Raw genomic sequence first — 13,312 nt, forward strand, 5'->3', positions numbered from 1 at the left:
GCGCACGCCACGTCGATCCAGCTCCTCGATTTCGGTATCGAGCATGCGCAGGAAGAGCTTCATCAGGGTGCTGACTTCTTCCGGCGGCCGATTCCAGTTTTCGCTGGAAAACGCGAACAGAGTGAGACTGCCGATGTCCAGCTCGAGGCAGAATTCGATAGCTATCTGGACTGCTTTGGCGCCGGCACGGTGTCCGACACTGCGGATGCTGCCGCGCTGCTCGGCCCAACGACCGTTGCCGTCCATGATGACGGCGATGTGTTGTGGATGACGCGGCATATCCGAGCGCATGGCCAGAGCTCTTCAGACGGCCAGTAGCTCGGTTTCCTTGGCTTTGGCGATGTCGTCGATGTCCTTGACCGCCTTATCCGTGATTTTCTGGACCTCTTCTTCGCTGCGGCGCGCCTCGTCCTCGGATACGGATTTTTCCTTCAGCAGGTCCTTCACCCCAGAAATGGCATCACGCCGGATGTTGCGGACCGAAATTTTGGCATTTTCGGCTTCGGCATAAACATGCTTTATAAGCTCCTTGCGGCGCTCTTCGGTCAGTGGTGGCAGATTGATACGGATGACCTGACCCAGCGTATTCGGCGTGAAGCCGAGGTTGGAGGCGAGGATGGCTTTTTCGATGGCGCCGACCATGGCCTTTTCCCAAGGGGTGATGGTAATTGAACGGGCATCAGCGACAGTGACCGTTGCGACCTGACTCAGGGGCATATCCGAGCCGTAATAGTTCACTTTCAGGTTATCGACAAGTCCGGTACTGGCGCGGCCAGTGCGCAGCGAGGACAGCTCATGCTTCAGGGCGTCGACGCTTTTGGCCATGCGTGTCTGCGCATCTTTTTTGATTTCGTTGAGCATGCGGGGCTCCTGTTCCGATGATGAGCCCAATTATAAACCGAGATGATGCTAAATGCTTAAAATCAATGAAAAAACATCAGTAGTGCGGTGCATGGTCGTGATGGTCATGCTGTAGAATTCGCCCAGCTCGATCTGCAGCGTCACGTGGTTGACGCCGAAGTGCTCCTGCAAAGCCTAGCTGGCTGCATCGATGAATCCGTCATGGCCGTCCAGGGGGCTGCGGATAATGTGCGCATCAGCGCGATTTCTTCGGAATCCGGCGACCAGATGTGCACATGATGGATGGCAGCCACCCCTGCCGGGACACTGAGAAAGGGCTCTGGTCCGGCTGGCTCGAGGTTTTCAGGTGCCGCATTCATGGCCTGCATGAAGCCGGCTTTGAGCAGTGCCAGCTACTGGCACCGATGACCAAGACCTCCAGCAGGGCGGTCAGCGGATTTAGCCCGTACCAATGACACCACCAGTGGCGCCCGGCTTGCCATCCAGACCGCGGCCCAGGCCAATGCTAAATCGGCGGCATCGCCGAGGTTATGAAGGGCATCCGGAATCAGAGCAAGCGAGTTGTAGCTGAGGCCGAATAGGCTAGATAGATCCACATCGCCTATGCGAATGGGGATGACTAGCGTGGCATTGTCTACGATGACCCTGCGGATGTCCGTGCATGTGGTCAGCGGGTGACCAGTGTACCGATATCTTCACCTTGCAAGATGCGCATCAACGCGCCGGCATTGCTCATGTCGTAAATCCGCAAAGGAATGTCATTTTCACGGCATAGGGCGAAGGCGGCAGTATCCATTACCTGTAGATTGCGCTGCAGTACATCATCATAGGTCAGGCGCTGGAAGCGTTTTGCCGCCGGATTTTTCTTCGGATCCGAATCGTAAATGCCGTCCACCTTGGTTGCCTTCAGCAGCAGTTCGGCATTGATTTCGGTGGCGCGCAGCGCGGCGGCGGAATCGGTGGTGAAGAACGGATTGCCGGTGCCGGCCGCGAAAATCGCGATGCGGCCTTTTTCCAGATGGCGCACGGCACGGCGACGGATGTAGTCTTCGCAGATCTGGTTGATTTTGATGGCGCTCATCACGCGGGCGTTGACGCCGTGTTTTTCCAGCGCGTCCTGCATGGCCAGGGCGTTGATGACGGTGGCCAGCATGCCCATGTGGTCGCCGGTGACACGGTCCATGCCGCCGGCGGCCAAGCCGGCGCCGCGGAAGATGTTGCCGCCGCCGATGACTACACCCACTTCGGCGCCGGCCTGCTGCGCCGCGATGATTTCGCGTGCCAGGCCGTTGATGATGCCGGGATCGATGCCGTAATCGCCGTCGCCCATCAGGGCTTCGCCGGACAGCTTCAGGAGAATGCGGCGGTATTTCAATGTGCTCATGGCGGGCTCCGGGGTGGGCATCGTTAGGTCATTCTAGCGGATTGGCGGCGGCTTTAGCAGGGTGCGGGCCAGCTTAGGGTTCGTAGATGACGTAGACCTTGCGCGCGTATTCACGTACTTCCCAGGTTCCGCGGTAACCCGGTTCAAGGGTGAATCGGTCGCCGGCGCGGACGGTCTGGGCTTCCCCGCCGTCTTCGGTCATCACAATCACACCCTGCAGGATTTCGCAGTATTCGAATTCGGTGTAGTTGACCTGCCAGATGCCGGGCTCTGCTTCCCAGAAGCCGCTATGGAAATTGCCTGCGGCATTGCTGAAGTGGTTGCTGAGGATCTGCTTCGGGCTGCCCGCCCGCATTTTCTCCGGGGCGACCTCATAGGGTTCATGCGGGGTGCTTGCGTAATCGAGACGGCGAAGACGGGACATGGCGGATGGCTGCTCCGGAATAATTGAAGGGGTGAAAAAAAGCCACCCGAAGGTGGCTTTCCAATTCAGACGGCCATGGCCTTGGCAACTTCGGCGGCGTAATCTTCCACCACCTTTTCGATGCCTTCGCCGACCACCAGACGCTGGAAACCGATGACATCGGCACCGGCGGCTTTAACGGCCGCTTCCACGCTTTGGTCGGTATTCAGCACGTAGGGCTGGCCGTACAGGGTGACTTCGTTGATGATCTTGCTGACTTTGCCGGCAATGATTTTCTCGAGGATGTCAGCCGGCTTGTTTTTGTCTTTCTCCGGCATTTTGGCCAGTTCGATTTCTTTTTCCTTGGCAATGAAGTCGGCCGGAACATCGGCGGCTTTGTTGTAAGGAGGATTCATCGCAGCCACATGCATGGCGATACCGCGGGCCAGTTCCATGTCGCCGCCGGCCAGATCGACCAGCACGCCGATACGGCCGCCGTGGATGTAGGCCGCCACGGTATTGGCCGAGTTGATGCGGACCAGACGGCGGACCTGCACGTTTTCACCGACTTTGGCGATCAATGCAGCGCGGGCTTCTTCCACGGTGCCGCCATTCATAGCCACCGACTTCAGGGCTTCGGCATCGGCGGCATCGGACGCCAGGGCGGTTTCGGCCACGGCATTGACGAAGGACAGGAAGTTGTCGTCCTTGGCGACGAAATCGGTTTCGGAGTTGACTTCGACCAGCACGGCTTTGCCGCCGCTGCTGGCCATGCCGATGCGGCCTTCCGCGGCGACGCGGTCGGCTTTCTTGTCGGCTTTGGCAAGACCGGTCTTGCGCAGATATTCCATCGCGGCATCGATATTGCCGGCGTTTTCAGTCAGGGCTTTCTTGCATTCCATCATGCCGGCGCCGGAGCGCTCGCGGAGTTCTTTTACCAGGCTAGCGGTAATTTCCATCGTATTAACCTCGGGGTTGTTCAAGGGTGGGATCGCATCGGCAGACGCCGATGGGAGAGGGGGTGCCGAAGCACCCCCTGTCAGGCTTCAATCAGGCGTCGCGTTTTTCGCGGCGCGGGGCGGCTTTCTTGGCCGGAGCGCGGCGGGCGCCTTTCTTGTCGTCTTTACCGATCGGATTACCTTCTTCGTCCAGTTCGACGAAGTCGTCATTGGCGCTGCTGGCGGTGATCGGAGCGGCAGCCTTGCCTTCAAGTACGGCGTCGGCGGCGGCGCGGACATACAGCTGAACGGCGCGGATGGCATCGTCGTTGCCTGGGATGGCATAGTCGACGAGGTTGGGGTCGTAGTTGGTGTCGACCACGGCAATCACCGGAATGCCGAGTTTCTTAGCTTCCTGGATGGCGATGTTTTCATGACCGATATCGATGACGAACAGGGCGTCCGGCAGACGGTTCATGTCTTTGATGCCGCCCAGCGAGGCGTCCAGCTTGTCGCGCTCGCGGCGCAGGGTTAGCACTTCGTGCTTGACTAGCTTTTCGAAGGTGCCGTCGGTTTCGGCCGCTTCCAGTTCCTTCAGCCTTGAAACGGACTGCTTGACGGTACGGAAGTTGGTCAGGGTGCCGCCCAGCCAGCGCATGCTCATGTAAGGCATGCCGGAGCGAGTGGCTTCTTCTTTGATGGCATCGCGAGCGGAGCGCTTGGTGCCGACGAACAGGATGGATCCGCGCTTCTGTGCGATGGCCGAGATGAAGTTCATGGCATCCACGAACAATGGCATGGTTTTTTCAAGATTGATGATGTGGATCTTGCCGCGGGCACCGAAAATGTACGGACCCATTTTCGGGTTCCAGTAACGGGTTTGGTGACCGAAGTGAACGCCGGCTTCCAGCATCTGACGCATGGTGACTTGGGACATGGTTGAATCCTTTAAGCGATAGGGAACCGGCCTGGGTCAAGGCGTATGGTTCCGGGGTTGGGCCTCCACCGAATCGCTACTTCGAACCCCGAGGGGCACCCCGAAGCAGGGGGAAATCCGGTGTGTGAATTCGCCGATTGACGCTCGGCGTGGGCGTTAGAAGCCCGCTGATTATACAAGAAAGTGCGATTTTGCCGCAAGTGTTGGATAATAGTGACATGAAAGCCTCCATCAAGACCCCCCAGGATATCGAAAACATGCGTATCGCCGGTCGTTTGGCCGCGGAGGTGCTGCAGATGGTCGCCCCGCACGTCAAGCCCGGTGTGACTACCGCCGAGCTGGACCGGATTTGCCATGAACACATCGTTCAGGTTCAGCAGTCGATTCCGGCGAATGTCGGCTACAAGGGCTTTCCTGCCAGCATCTGCACTTCGGTCAATAACGTCATCTGTCACGGCATTCCGTCGCCGGCTAAAGTGCTGAAAGAGGGCGATATCCTCAATATCGATGTCACCGTCATCAAGGACGGCTGGCATGGCGATACCAGCCGGATGTATACCATCGGGGAGCCCTCGGTCAAAGCCAAGCGGCTGATTGACGTCACCCGGGCCGCCATGTTCGCCGGTATCCGTGCCGTTCGCCCCGGCGCCACCCTCGGCGATATCGGCCATGCCATCCAGAAGCTGGTGGAAGCCGAGCGTTTCTCGGTCGTACGCGAATACTGCGGGCACGGCATCGGCCGCATCTACCATGAAGACCCGCAAGTTCTGCACTACGGACAGCCGGGGACCGGTCTCCGGCTGGAAAAAGGCATGACCTTCACCATCGAGCCGATGGTCAATGAAGGCGCCCGCCACACCCGGTTGATGCCGGATGGCTGGACGGTCGTGACCAAGGACCGCTCGCTGTCGGCGCAGTGGGAACACACCGTGGCGGTGACCGATGATGGCGTCGAGATTCTGACCCGTCTGCCCGGCGATGACAACGATTTGTGATTCCAGGCAGCGACAGCGCTGACCCTGCGCCACCGACCTTTCAGCAGGCCGGTACCGCCGCAGAATTCATCGCCGCCGCCAAGCAGGTGTTGGCCACAGAGCGCAGCACACTGACCGAAAGTCTGGCCAAGGGAGTCGCCATTGAAACCCTGCTCGGCCGTTATCGGGACTGTCTGGATGCATTGGTCAGCAAGGCATGGACGCTTTGCTTAGACGCGGATTTTGGCCTGGCTCTGGTGGCCACTGGTGGCTATGGACGCAGCGAAATCTACCCGCACTCCGATATTGATCTGCTGGTCTGTGGTGATGAGGCTCAACAGGTACGTCACGCGGATGCCATTGGCCGGTTGTTTTCGCTGTTATGGGATTCAGGCCTAAAGGTCGGGCAGGCGGTACGTTCGGTCAGTCAATGTCTCGAACAAAGTCGTTTGGATGTGGCAACCTATACCTCTCTGCTGGAAATCCGTATGCTCGCCGGGGACGAGAGTGTCTTCCGCACGCTTGAGGCCAAAGCAAACTCGCCTGAAGTCTATGACGCCCGCAGCTATTTCGAAGCAAAACGCGACGAACAGCGTCAGCGCCATGCCAAATTCCACAATACTGCTGACAATCTCGAACCCAACCTGAAGGAAGGTCCGGGTGGGCTGCGTGATTTCCATACCTTGAACTGGCTGTCTCGGAAACTTTACGGGGTTCCATCGCTTTCCGGTCTCGTCCCGCTCGGGCTTCTGGGTGAATCGGAATGGCAGGCTCTTCTACGTAATTGGCGTATTGTGGCGCGCCTGCGCTTTGCCCTGCATCTTTTGGTCAAGCGGCCGGAAGAACGGCTTTTGTTTGACCACCAGAAGAGCCTAGCCGAGCTTTTCGGATTGAAGGACACCCCGGACAATCTCGCAGTCGAACAGCTGATGCAGGAGTTCTTCCGGTCGGCGGCCATTCTTTTGCGCATTAATGACCGCTTGCTTCAGCGTTTCGAAGAGCATCTGGCTGAAGAGCAGATAGTCACGGCAATTGATGCGCATTTCATGCTGAAAAACGGCTATCTGCTTGCACATGACAACTGCTTTGGCGCCGATAGTCTTCCGCGGCTGTTCGACCTTTTCGCGGTCTGGGGCAGGCAGTCCGCATGCCATGGATTACATTCGGATACCGCACGCGGGCTTGCGGAATCCCTATCGGACATCCTTCCTTATAGCGAGCAATCCGAATCCGTAAGGATGGCTTTCATTGCCCTGATCAGTCAGCCGCAAGGCGTGCTTAACCTGCAACGCCTGGCACGTCTGGGCATACTGGCTCGTTATCTGCCGGAGTTCGGCCAGGTTACCGGACGCATGCAGTACGATCTGTTTCATGTGTATACCGTCGATCAGCACACCCTGAATGTGTTGGAGTTCATTCGCCGATTCGAACAGGGCAGGGTGGACGGTTTTTCACTGCCGCACGAAGTCTTTCCGCGCCTCCGTAAGCCGCACCTGATCTGGCTGGCCGGTCTGTTCCACGACATCGCCAAAGGCCGCGGCGGCGATCATGCCGAACTGGGTGCCGCCGACTTCGTGCGTTTCGCCCAAGCCCATGGCCTTCCGGCGGCCGATGCGCAGCTGGTGCAATGGCTGATCGCCCAGCATCTGCTGATGTCCTTTACGGCCCAGAAATTCGACATTTCGGATCCGGCCATCATCAATAGTTTTGCCGGCAAAGTCGCCGATCGCGAACATCTGGATTATCTGTATGTGCTTACCTGTGCCGATATCGCCGGTACTAGCCCCAAGCTCTGGAACGCGTTCAAAGACCAACTGCTGGTCGATCTGTACACCGCCACCCGCTATGTGCTTCGGGTCGGTCTCGAGCATCCGCTGAACGCCGAAGACATCCGTGCAGAAACCCGCAACATGGCCCTTGCCAAGCTGATGGATGCCGGGTTCAGCGAAGGGGATGTACAGCAGTTATGGCAAAGCTATCCGGAAGACGTCTTTCTGCGTTACCGGCCGGACCAGCTGGTCTGGCAGACCCAAGGTATCCTGTCTCATCCCGCGCAGCCATCGCAGATTCTGGTACGCGAACTGACCGGAAGGGACTCACTGGAAATTTTCGTGCGCACGCCCGACCGCGACGGCATCATTTCCGGCCTGTTGGCCACGCTCGACCGTCTGAATCTGAGCGTGGCGCATGCCCGTATCCTGTCTTCGAACGACGGTTTCGCCCTCGATAATTTCATCACGCTCAAGGGCAGCCACACGCCGGATGCCAAACGCATCGTGCAAACGCTGTCGGCGGCGTTGAAGGATCCGGCCAGCATCAAGCCGGCCAAACATCTGTTACCGAGCCGTCTGCGGCATTTCAAAACACCGACCCAGATCGAATTCAGTCCGGCCGCCACCGGCGACCGGACGCTGATGAGCCTGGTCTGTGCCGACCGTCCGGGGCTGTTGGCCGATATCGGCTATGTGCTGCTCCAGCGCAAGGTGCGGGTGCACGACGCCCGGATTGCCACCTTCGGCGAACGCGCCGAGGATATCTTCGTACTCAGTGACCGCGACAACCATGCCCTTTCCGATCCTGCGGTCTTGCATGGCCTGCAGTCGGCGCTGGTAGACTATCTAGAAGGAAGGAAACCATGACCACTGAACTCAAGACCCGTATCGAACATGCCTTCGACAACCGTGCCGCGCTCGATGCGGTCACCATCGAGGTGCTAAAACCCGATCTTTATCATGTCATTGCCATGCTTGAGTCGGGCGACGCCCGCGTTGCCGAACCGCATGCGGGCGAATGGCATGTCAATGAATGGCTCAAGAAAGCGGTGCTACTGTATTTCCGATGCCACGACATGGTTGTGATGGGTGAGCCCGGAAACCCGTTCTGGGACAAGGTTCCGCTGCGCTTCGAGAATTATGATGCCGAGGATTTCCGACGGCTTGGCGCACGAGTGGTGCCGGGTACCGTCGCACGCGCCGGCTCCTATATCGGCAAGGACGCCGTGCTGATGCCGAGTTTCATTAACATCGGAGCCTATGTGGGTGCCGGTACCATGGTCGATACCTGGGCCACGGTCGGCTCCTGCGCCCAGGTCGGTGCCCGTTGCCATATCTCCGGCGGCGCCGGCATCGGCGGCGTGCTGGAGCCGCTGCAGGCCGCACCGACCATCATCGAAGACGATTGTTTCATCGGTGCGCGCTCGGAGGTGGTCGAAGGCGTCATCGTCGAGCGCGGATCGGTCATCGGCATGGGTGTGTTCATCGGTCAGAGTACCCGCATCTACAACCGTGCCACCGGCGAAGTCAGTTACGGCCGCGTGCCGGCCGGTTCGGTGGTAGTGTCCGGTTCCTTGCCTTCGGCTGATGGAAAATATTCCCTGTACTGCGCCGTCATCGTCAAACAGGTCGATGAAAAAACCCGGAGCAAGACCTCGGTCAATGAGCTGTTGCGTGGAGCCGCCGAGTGAGCTTGACCCTTTACGGTCTGCCGAACTGCGACACCTGCCGTAAAGCGCAGAATTGGCTGCAGCGCATCGAGCAGTCGTTCACGTTCATTGATTACCGCACCCATCCGATTGCTCCGGACATGTTGAATGCCTGGGCCGGGCAATTGGGCGGCTTCGATGCGTTGCTGAATAAAACCAGTACTACCTGGCGCAACCTGCTGCCGAACAAGAAGTCGCCGGGCTCGACGCCCGAATACCTGATGCTGCTGAAGGAATACCCGGCGCTGGTCAAACGCCCGGTGCTGGTTTTTCCCGACGGCCATGTAGTACTTGGCTTCAAAGACGCACAGTACAAGAAACTGTTTTCCGCCTGAGGACCGACCATGAGTGATGTGCTGGCTTTGACACAGGAATTGATCGCACGGCGTTCGGTTACGCCCGATGACGCCGGCTGCATGGAACTCATCGCCTCGCGTCTTGAGCGGTCCGGTTGCCATTGCCAGCGACTGGATTTCGGCGCCGTGAAGAATTTATGGGTGACGTATGGGCAGGGCGCACCGGTGACCGTGTTGCTCGGTCACACTGATGTTGTGCCGCCGGGTGATGCCAATCTTTGGGCCTCCGATCCCTTCAGCCCGGAAATCCGTGATGGCATGTTGTATGGCCGTGGCGCTGCCGACATGAAAAGCTCGGTCGCCGCCTTCGTGATTGCCATGGAGCAGTTCGTCGCTGCCTATCCCAATCATCGCGGCACCTTGGCGCTACTGCTGACCTCGGACGAAGAAGGCGATGCCATCGAAGGCGTAAGGCGTGTGGCCGAACACTTCCGTAGCAGCGGCCAGCACATTGACTACTGCATTACCGGCGAGCCCTCATCGATGGCGACGCTCGGCGATCTGGTCCGCGTTGGCCGTCGCGGCACGCTTAGTGGCACGCTGACCGTCAATGGCATCCAGGGCCATGTCGCCTACCCGGAAAAAGCACGCAACCCGATCCACCAAGCCCTGACACCACTGGCTGAGCTGGCCATGCGGCGCTGGGACGAGGGCTATCCCGAATTCCCGCCGTCTTCCTTCCAGATTTCCAACATCAGCGCCGGTACCGGAGCCAACAATGTCATTCCCGGAACGCTGCGCGCGTTGTTCAACTTCCGCTATAACCCGGGCTGGCGCGCCGAACAGCTCGAGCACGAAGTCGAGTCCGTGTTGAACGCCGCCGGTCTGGATTACCAGCTTCACTGGCACCGCGGCGGCGAACCGTTCCTGACCCGCGATGGCCCCTTGCGCAGTGCCGTGCGTGACGCCATTGCGGAATATTGCGGACTGGTTCCGGTCGAGAACACCGGCGGCGGCACTTCGGATGCCCGTTTCATCGCGCCGCTAGGCGCGGAGGTCATCGAACTCGGTCCGGTCAATGCCAGCATCCACAAGGTCGACGAGCATGTGGCCGTGGCCGATCTGGAACGCCTGCCCGGATTGTTTCAGTTGATTCTGCACAAGCTTCTGGCTTAACCTCGCACCACTATTTCATTTTCATTCACTCGAATCAGGAGAGTTTCATGACGATTGCACAATGGTGTGTTCTGGCGGCATGTCTGCTGCCCATTCTGACCGTGGGCTCGGCCAAGGCCTCACTGGCCCGTATTTCCAGAAAACAGGGCGGCTACGATAACTTCAATCCGCGCGCGTGGGAGGACAAACTCGAAGGTTGGCGTGGCCGGGCACATGCCGCACAATTGAACGGCTTCGAGGCGCTGCCCTTATTCATTGCTGGCGTGCTTTTTGCCCAGATCGGGGGTGCCGAACAGGCGCGTATCGACCTGCTGGCCATGGCATTCATTGCCGCCCGTCTGCTCTATACCTGGGCGTATCTGGCCGATCGCGCCACCCTGCGCTCCTTGATCTGGGCAGTTGGCCTAGGCCTCAGCATCGCCTTGCTGGCTTTGGGCTGACCCTGACGATTCAGCCGCCGGTTGGCTTCAGATCGAGGGTGTATTCAGTTTTTCCGGGGAGGAAGGGCGTGGCTTTGTGCTGAACCCAGTCGGCATGGCCTGCACCCCAGAATGGCGAGAGCAGGTGCCCGCTTTGGCCGCCCGGCATGTGGATGATGCCATCCTCTTCATGGCCTGGCGAGACTACCATGCGTTGGGATGCGCCGAAATTCGGTGACACCACCAGAGCCATGTCGGCATCGCCGGCGAGTTGATCCGGCGGCATGCACAGCGCCGATTTGGCGAAAGCCGGCAAAGCCGCGGCAAGCGGATGGCAGATGGCGGCGGTATTGCGCTCGCCCCACGTGCGATCCTTCAGTGGGCCTTGTGCGCTGAGTTTGGCCTGCACCGTTTTGGCAGACTGTTCCAGCAGGTCGTTCCAATCTTTGTAGTCGCGGGTCAACAGGTGTTTCGGTTGGTCTTTCAAGAGCGCCCAGGCCACGTCCTCGAAGCCGGTGAAGCCCGGTGCTTCGTAATCGAAACCGTTCGGACCGGGCTTGGTGGCCTCGCGCCCCAAGCGTTCAATGGCCGGTGCCAACAGCATTTCCTCAATACGATTACTCACTTCCAAGCGCCAGGCCCGGGTGATGCGGTAGCTGACCGAGTCAACTTTGGCGCCGCCATCCCAGCTCGGATCGGCATCACGCAGGGCGCGCAGGGCGGAATCCGCCGCGGCATTCCCGGCGGCGGCGTCGAGCTTTTGCCACCAACGTTCCAGGAACGGCGCACGGTGATCGGTCTGAATCGCCAGCAGGTCTTTTTCGGTGAATTGTTTTTTGGCCAACAGATTTTCACGGATGGCCGTACCGCGGGCACCAAAGGCATAACCGGCATTACCGACCAGCTCCAGCCACGGGCCGTTGACGACGCGGCCGTTGGCTGTCCATAGCCGAGCCATCGGCGGATCGACCAGTTTCGGATTTTCCGCGCCGGGAAGCCAGCCATCCCAGGTGCAGCCGGCCGTCGGGTCCATCGGCATGCGCTTGTCGCAGTTGCCGACGCGCTTCGGCATCTGGGCGGTCAGGCGCCAGGCGATGCGTCCGTTCTTGTCGCCGATGACCAAATTCTGACCGGGAATACCGGTGCTTTCGGCAGCCAGGAGCGCTTCATCGAGCGAACGGCTGCGGGTGACGCCGTTCAGACCCAGGTTGAGCGCGCCCGGTTCCTGCGCTACCCAGCGCAAGGCCAGGGAGACCCGTTTATCGACCTCCCAGGTCACCGGGCCCCATTCGGTTTCACTGACGTCCAGCATCACGGCTTTGCTGCCTTTGACCGCGATACGCTCCTGGAAGCGGCGGACCGGAACGGCCTTGCCTTCGGCATTGATGTAGCTGCTGCGGGCTGCATCGGCCCAGCGCACGATGAAGAAATCGGTGAAATCGCCATAGCTGTTGGTGAAACCCCAAGCGATATGTCGGTTGCTGCCGACGATGACCGAGGGAATGCCGGGCAGGGTAAAGCCGGACACATCCGAATCGCTGCCGGTGAGCAGGCGGGCACGGAACCAGAGGTTGGGCGCGCGCAGCCCCAAGTGCATATCATCGGCGACGATGGCGCGTCCGTCACGGGTCAGCGATCCGGCCACCGCGAAATTATTGCTGCCGACCGCTTCGGCCTGCCGGTTCGGCTGGAATGCCAATTGCGGGGCGTTCATGCTGTTGAGGTTGATCTGATTGGCATCGGGAATGCTCATCGCGTTCTTCGGTTCGCCGAACAGCGGGGCATCCCACTGCGATTGGGTTCCGGTCAGAAGTCTGTAAATCGGATCCGGCAGCGCGGTCTTCAGCTGCCAGAGCTTGAACTCGCGTTCGTTACTTTCGTCCTGCAGGTCGAAGAACATCGCATAGCCGACCAGAAAAGAATCTTCCGGCTGCCAGGCTTCAGGCTTGGTGTTGAGCAGCAAATAGGGCCAAGGCCGGACCGACAGCTCAGCTAGGCCGGCATTGACGCCATCGGCATAGGCCTGCAGCACCGAGGCATCCTCACCGGCCATCTGCGCGAAATTTTCGCGGATGCGCACACGCAAGCGGTGGATACGGATGGACTTGTCCTTTTCCACCGCCATTTCACCAAACAGCGCAGACAGCTCGCCGGCGGCCGAGCGCCGCAGCAGATCCATTTCAAAATAACGCTCCTGGGCGTGCACGTAGCCGAGCGCACGGGCGGCATCGGCCTCGTTGCCGGCGGTCAGTGTGACCGTACCATTGCCGTCACGGCTGATCTGTACCGGTTGCGACAGCCCCTGCAAGGTCTGTGTACCATCAAGCACCGGCAGGCTGCCGCGTAGCAGGTAGTAAATACTTGCCGCGAGCAGGAGCACAATCAACAGCAGCGCCACCAGTGCGCGTTTGGTCCAGGTCAGCACTGCCATGAAATCGGACTC

General features: G+C 59.5%; 14 protein-coding genes. 7 read left to right on the forward strand and 7 right to left on the reverse strand.

All coding sequences use genetic code 11. The features are described from left to right. Together uppS and frr are read right to left on the reverse strand one after the other, a co-directional pair. Nucleotides 1-291, reverse strand: a 291-nt coding sequence (gene uppS / locus ACIQ0Q_RS04820; protein ID WP_395771815.1) for a polyprenyl diphosphate synthase, incomplete at its 3' end; no start/stop codon positions are given. A gap of 12 nt (nt 292-303) precedes the next feature. Continuing rightward, nucleotides 304-861 (reverse strand): ribosome recycling factor, encoded by a 558-nt coding sequence (gene frr, locus ACIQ0Q_RS04825; RefSeq protein WP_395771816.1) that lies wholly within the window; start codon nt 859-861, stop codon nt 304-306. Nucleotides 862-948: 87 nt separating this feature from the next. On the opposite strand from frr, the gene ACIQ0Q_RS04830 reads away from it, so the two are divergent. Beyond that, the gene (locus ACIQ0Q_RS04830) at nt 949-1,140 is read left to right on the forward strand and encodes a hypothetical protein (RefSeq protein ID WP_395771817.1); all 192 of its coding nucleotides are present in this window, start codon (nt 949-951) and stop codon (nt 1,138-1,140) included. A gap of 388 nt (nt 1,141-1,528) precedes the next feature. On the opposite strand, the gene pyrH is transcribed toward ACIQ0Q_RS04830, so the two are convergent. The 4 genes from pyrH to rpsB form a co-directional block, all read right to left on the reverse strand. Beyond that, complete coding sequence (gene pyrH / locus ACIQ0Q_RS04835; RefSeq protein ID WP_395771818.1) at nt 1,529-2,245, reverse strand: UMP kinase; 717 nt, start codon at nt 2,243-2,245, stop codon at nt 1,529-1,531. Nucleotides 2,246-2,318: 73 nt separating this feature from the next. Beyond that, complete coding sequence (locus ACIQ0Q_RS04840; RefSeq protein WP_395771819.1) at nt 2,319-2,669, reverse strand: cupin domain-containing protein; 351 nt, start codon at nt 2,667-2,669, stop codon at nt 2,319-2,321. A 65-nt stretch (nt 2,670-2,734) separates the two neighbouring features. Then, nucleotides 2,735-3,607: a translation elongation factor Ts gene (gene tsf / locus ACIQ0Q_RS04845; protein WP_395771820.1), complete on the reverse strand. Its 873-nt coding sequence runs from the start codon at nt 3,605-3,607 to the stop codon at nt 2,735-2,737. A 91-nt stretch (nt 3,608-3,698) separates the two neighbouring features. Next, nucleotides 3,699-4,523, reverse strand: a complete 825-nt coding sequence (rpsB, locus tag ACIQ0Q_RS04850) for a 30S ribosomal protein S2 (RefSeq protein ID WP_395771821.1) — start codon at nt 4,521-4,523, stop codon at nt 3,699-3,701. 218 nt (nt 4,524-4,741) lie between these two features. On the opposite strand from rpsB, the gene map reads away from it, so the two are divergent. The 6 genes from map to ACIQ0Q_RS04880 are packed head-to-tail and all read left to right on the forward strand — an operon-like array spanning nt 4,742 to nt 10,890. Next, nucleotides 4,742-5,518 carry a type I methionyl aminopeptidase gene (map, locus tag ACIQ0Q_RS04855; RefSeq protein ID WP_395771822.1) on the forward strand — a complete coding sequence of 259 codons (777 nt, stop codon included), beginning with the start codon at nt 4,742-4,744 and terminating at the stop codon, nt 5,516-5,518. After that, nucleotides 5,515-8,136, forward strand: coding sequence for a [protein-PII] uridylyltransferase (gene glnD, locus ACIQ0Q_RS04860; protein ID WP_395771823.1), 2,622 nt, complete (start codon nt 5,515-5,517; stop codon nt 8,134-8,136). The genes map and glnD overlap by 4 nt, the downstream gene beginning before the upstream one ends. Continuing rightward, nucleotides 8,133-8,960 (forward strand): 2,3,4,5-tetrahydropyridine-2,6-dicarboxylate N-succinyltransferase, encoded by an 828-nt coding sequence (dapD, locus tag ACIQ0Q_RS04865; RefSeq protein ID WP_395771824.1) that lies wholly within the window; start codon nt 8,133-8,135, stop codon nt 8,958-8,960. The genes glnD and dapD overlap by 4 nt, the downstream gene beginning before the upstream one ends. Continuing rightward, nucleotides 8,957-9,313 carry a Spx/MgsR family RNA polymerase-binding regulatory protein gene (locus tag ACIQ0Q_RS04870; RefSeq protein ID WP_395771825.1) on the forward strand — a complete coding sequence of 119 codons (357 nt, stop codon included), beginning with the start codon at nt 8,957-8,959 and terminating at the stop codon, nt 9,311-9,313. Before dapD ends, ACIQ0Q_RS04870 begins: the two co-directional genes overlap by 4 nt. A gap of 9 nt (nt 9,314-9,322) precedes the next feature. Continuing rightward, nucleotides 9,323-10,450: a succinyl-diaminopimelate desuccinylase gene (gene dapE, locus ACIQ0Q_RS04875; protein ID WP_395771826.1), complete on the forward strand. Its 1,128-nt coding sequence runs from the start codon at nt 9,323-9,325 to the stop codon at nt 10,448-10,450. A 47-nt stretch (nt 10,451-10,497) separates the two neighbouring features. Beyond that, nucleotides 10,498-10,890 carry an MAPEG family protein gene (locus ACIQ0Q_RS04880; protein WP_395771827.1) on the forward strand — a complete coding sequence of 131 codons (393 nt, stop codon included), beginning with the start codon at nt 10,498-10,500 and terminating at the stop codon, nt 10,888-10,890. Between the two features lie 10 nt (nt 10,891-10,900). On the opposite strand, the gene ACIQ0Q_RS04885 is transcribed toward ACIQ0Q_RS04880, so the two are convergent. Next, a complete protein-coding gene (locus ACIQ0Q_RS04885; RefSeq protein ID WP_395771828.1) occupies nt 10,901-13,300 on the reverse strand; it encodes a penicillin acylase family protein in 2,400 nt (799 codons plus the stop codon). Nucleotides 13,301-13,312: the final 12 nt, after the last annotated feature.

The organism is Arenimonas sp., from assembly GCF_044348765.1.
Taxonomy (GTDB): Bacteria; Pseudomonadota; Gammaproteobacteria; order Xanthomonadales; family Xanthomonadaceae; genus Arenimonas.

Coding starts and splice junctions, on each gene's coding strand:
- frr (WP_395771816.1), bottom strand. CDS start 861: ATGCTCAACGAAATCAAAAAAGATGCGCAGACACGCATGGCCAAAAGC.
- pyrH (WP_395771818.1), bottom strand. CDS start 2,245: ATGAGCACATTGAAATACCGCCGCATTCTCCTGAAGCTGTCCGGCGAA.
- ACIQ0Q_RS04840 (WP_395771819.1), bottom strand. CDS start 2,669: ATGTCCCGTCTTCGCCGTCTCGATTACGCAAGCACCCCGCATGAACCC.
- tsf (WP_395771820.1), bottom strand. CDS start 3,607: ATGGAAATTACCGCTAGCCTGGTAAAAGAACTCCGCGAGCGCTCCGGC.
- rpsB (WP_395771821.1), bottom strand. CDS start 4,523: ATGTCCCAAGTCACCATGCGTCAGATGCTGGAAGCCGGCGTTCACTTC.
- map (WP_395771822.1), top strand. CDS start 4,742: ATGAAAGCCTCCATCAAGACCCCCCAGGATATCGAAAACATGCGTATC.
- dapD (WP_395771824.1), top strand. CDS start 8,133: ATGACCACTGAACTCAAGACCCGTATCGAACATGCCTTCGACAACCGT.
- dapE (WP_395771826.1), top strand. CDS start 9,323: ATGAGTGATGTGCTGGCTTTGACACAGGAATTGATCGCACGGCGTTCG.
- ACIQ0Q_RS04880 (WP_395771827.1), top strand. CDS start 10,498: ATGACGATTGCACAATGGTGTGTTCTGGCGGCATGTCTGCTGCCCATT.
- ACIQ0Q_RS04885 (WP_395771828.1), bottom strand. CDS start 13,300: ATGGCAGTGCTGACCTGGACCAAACGCGCACTGGTGGCGCTGCTGTTG.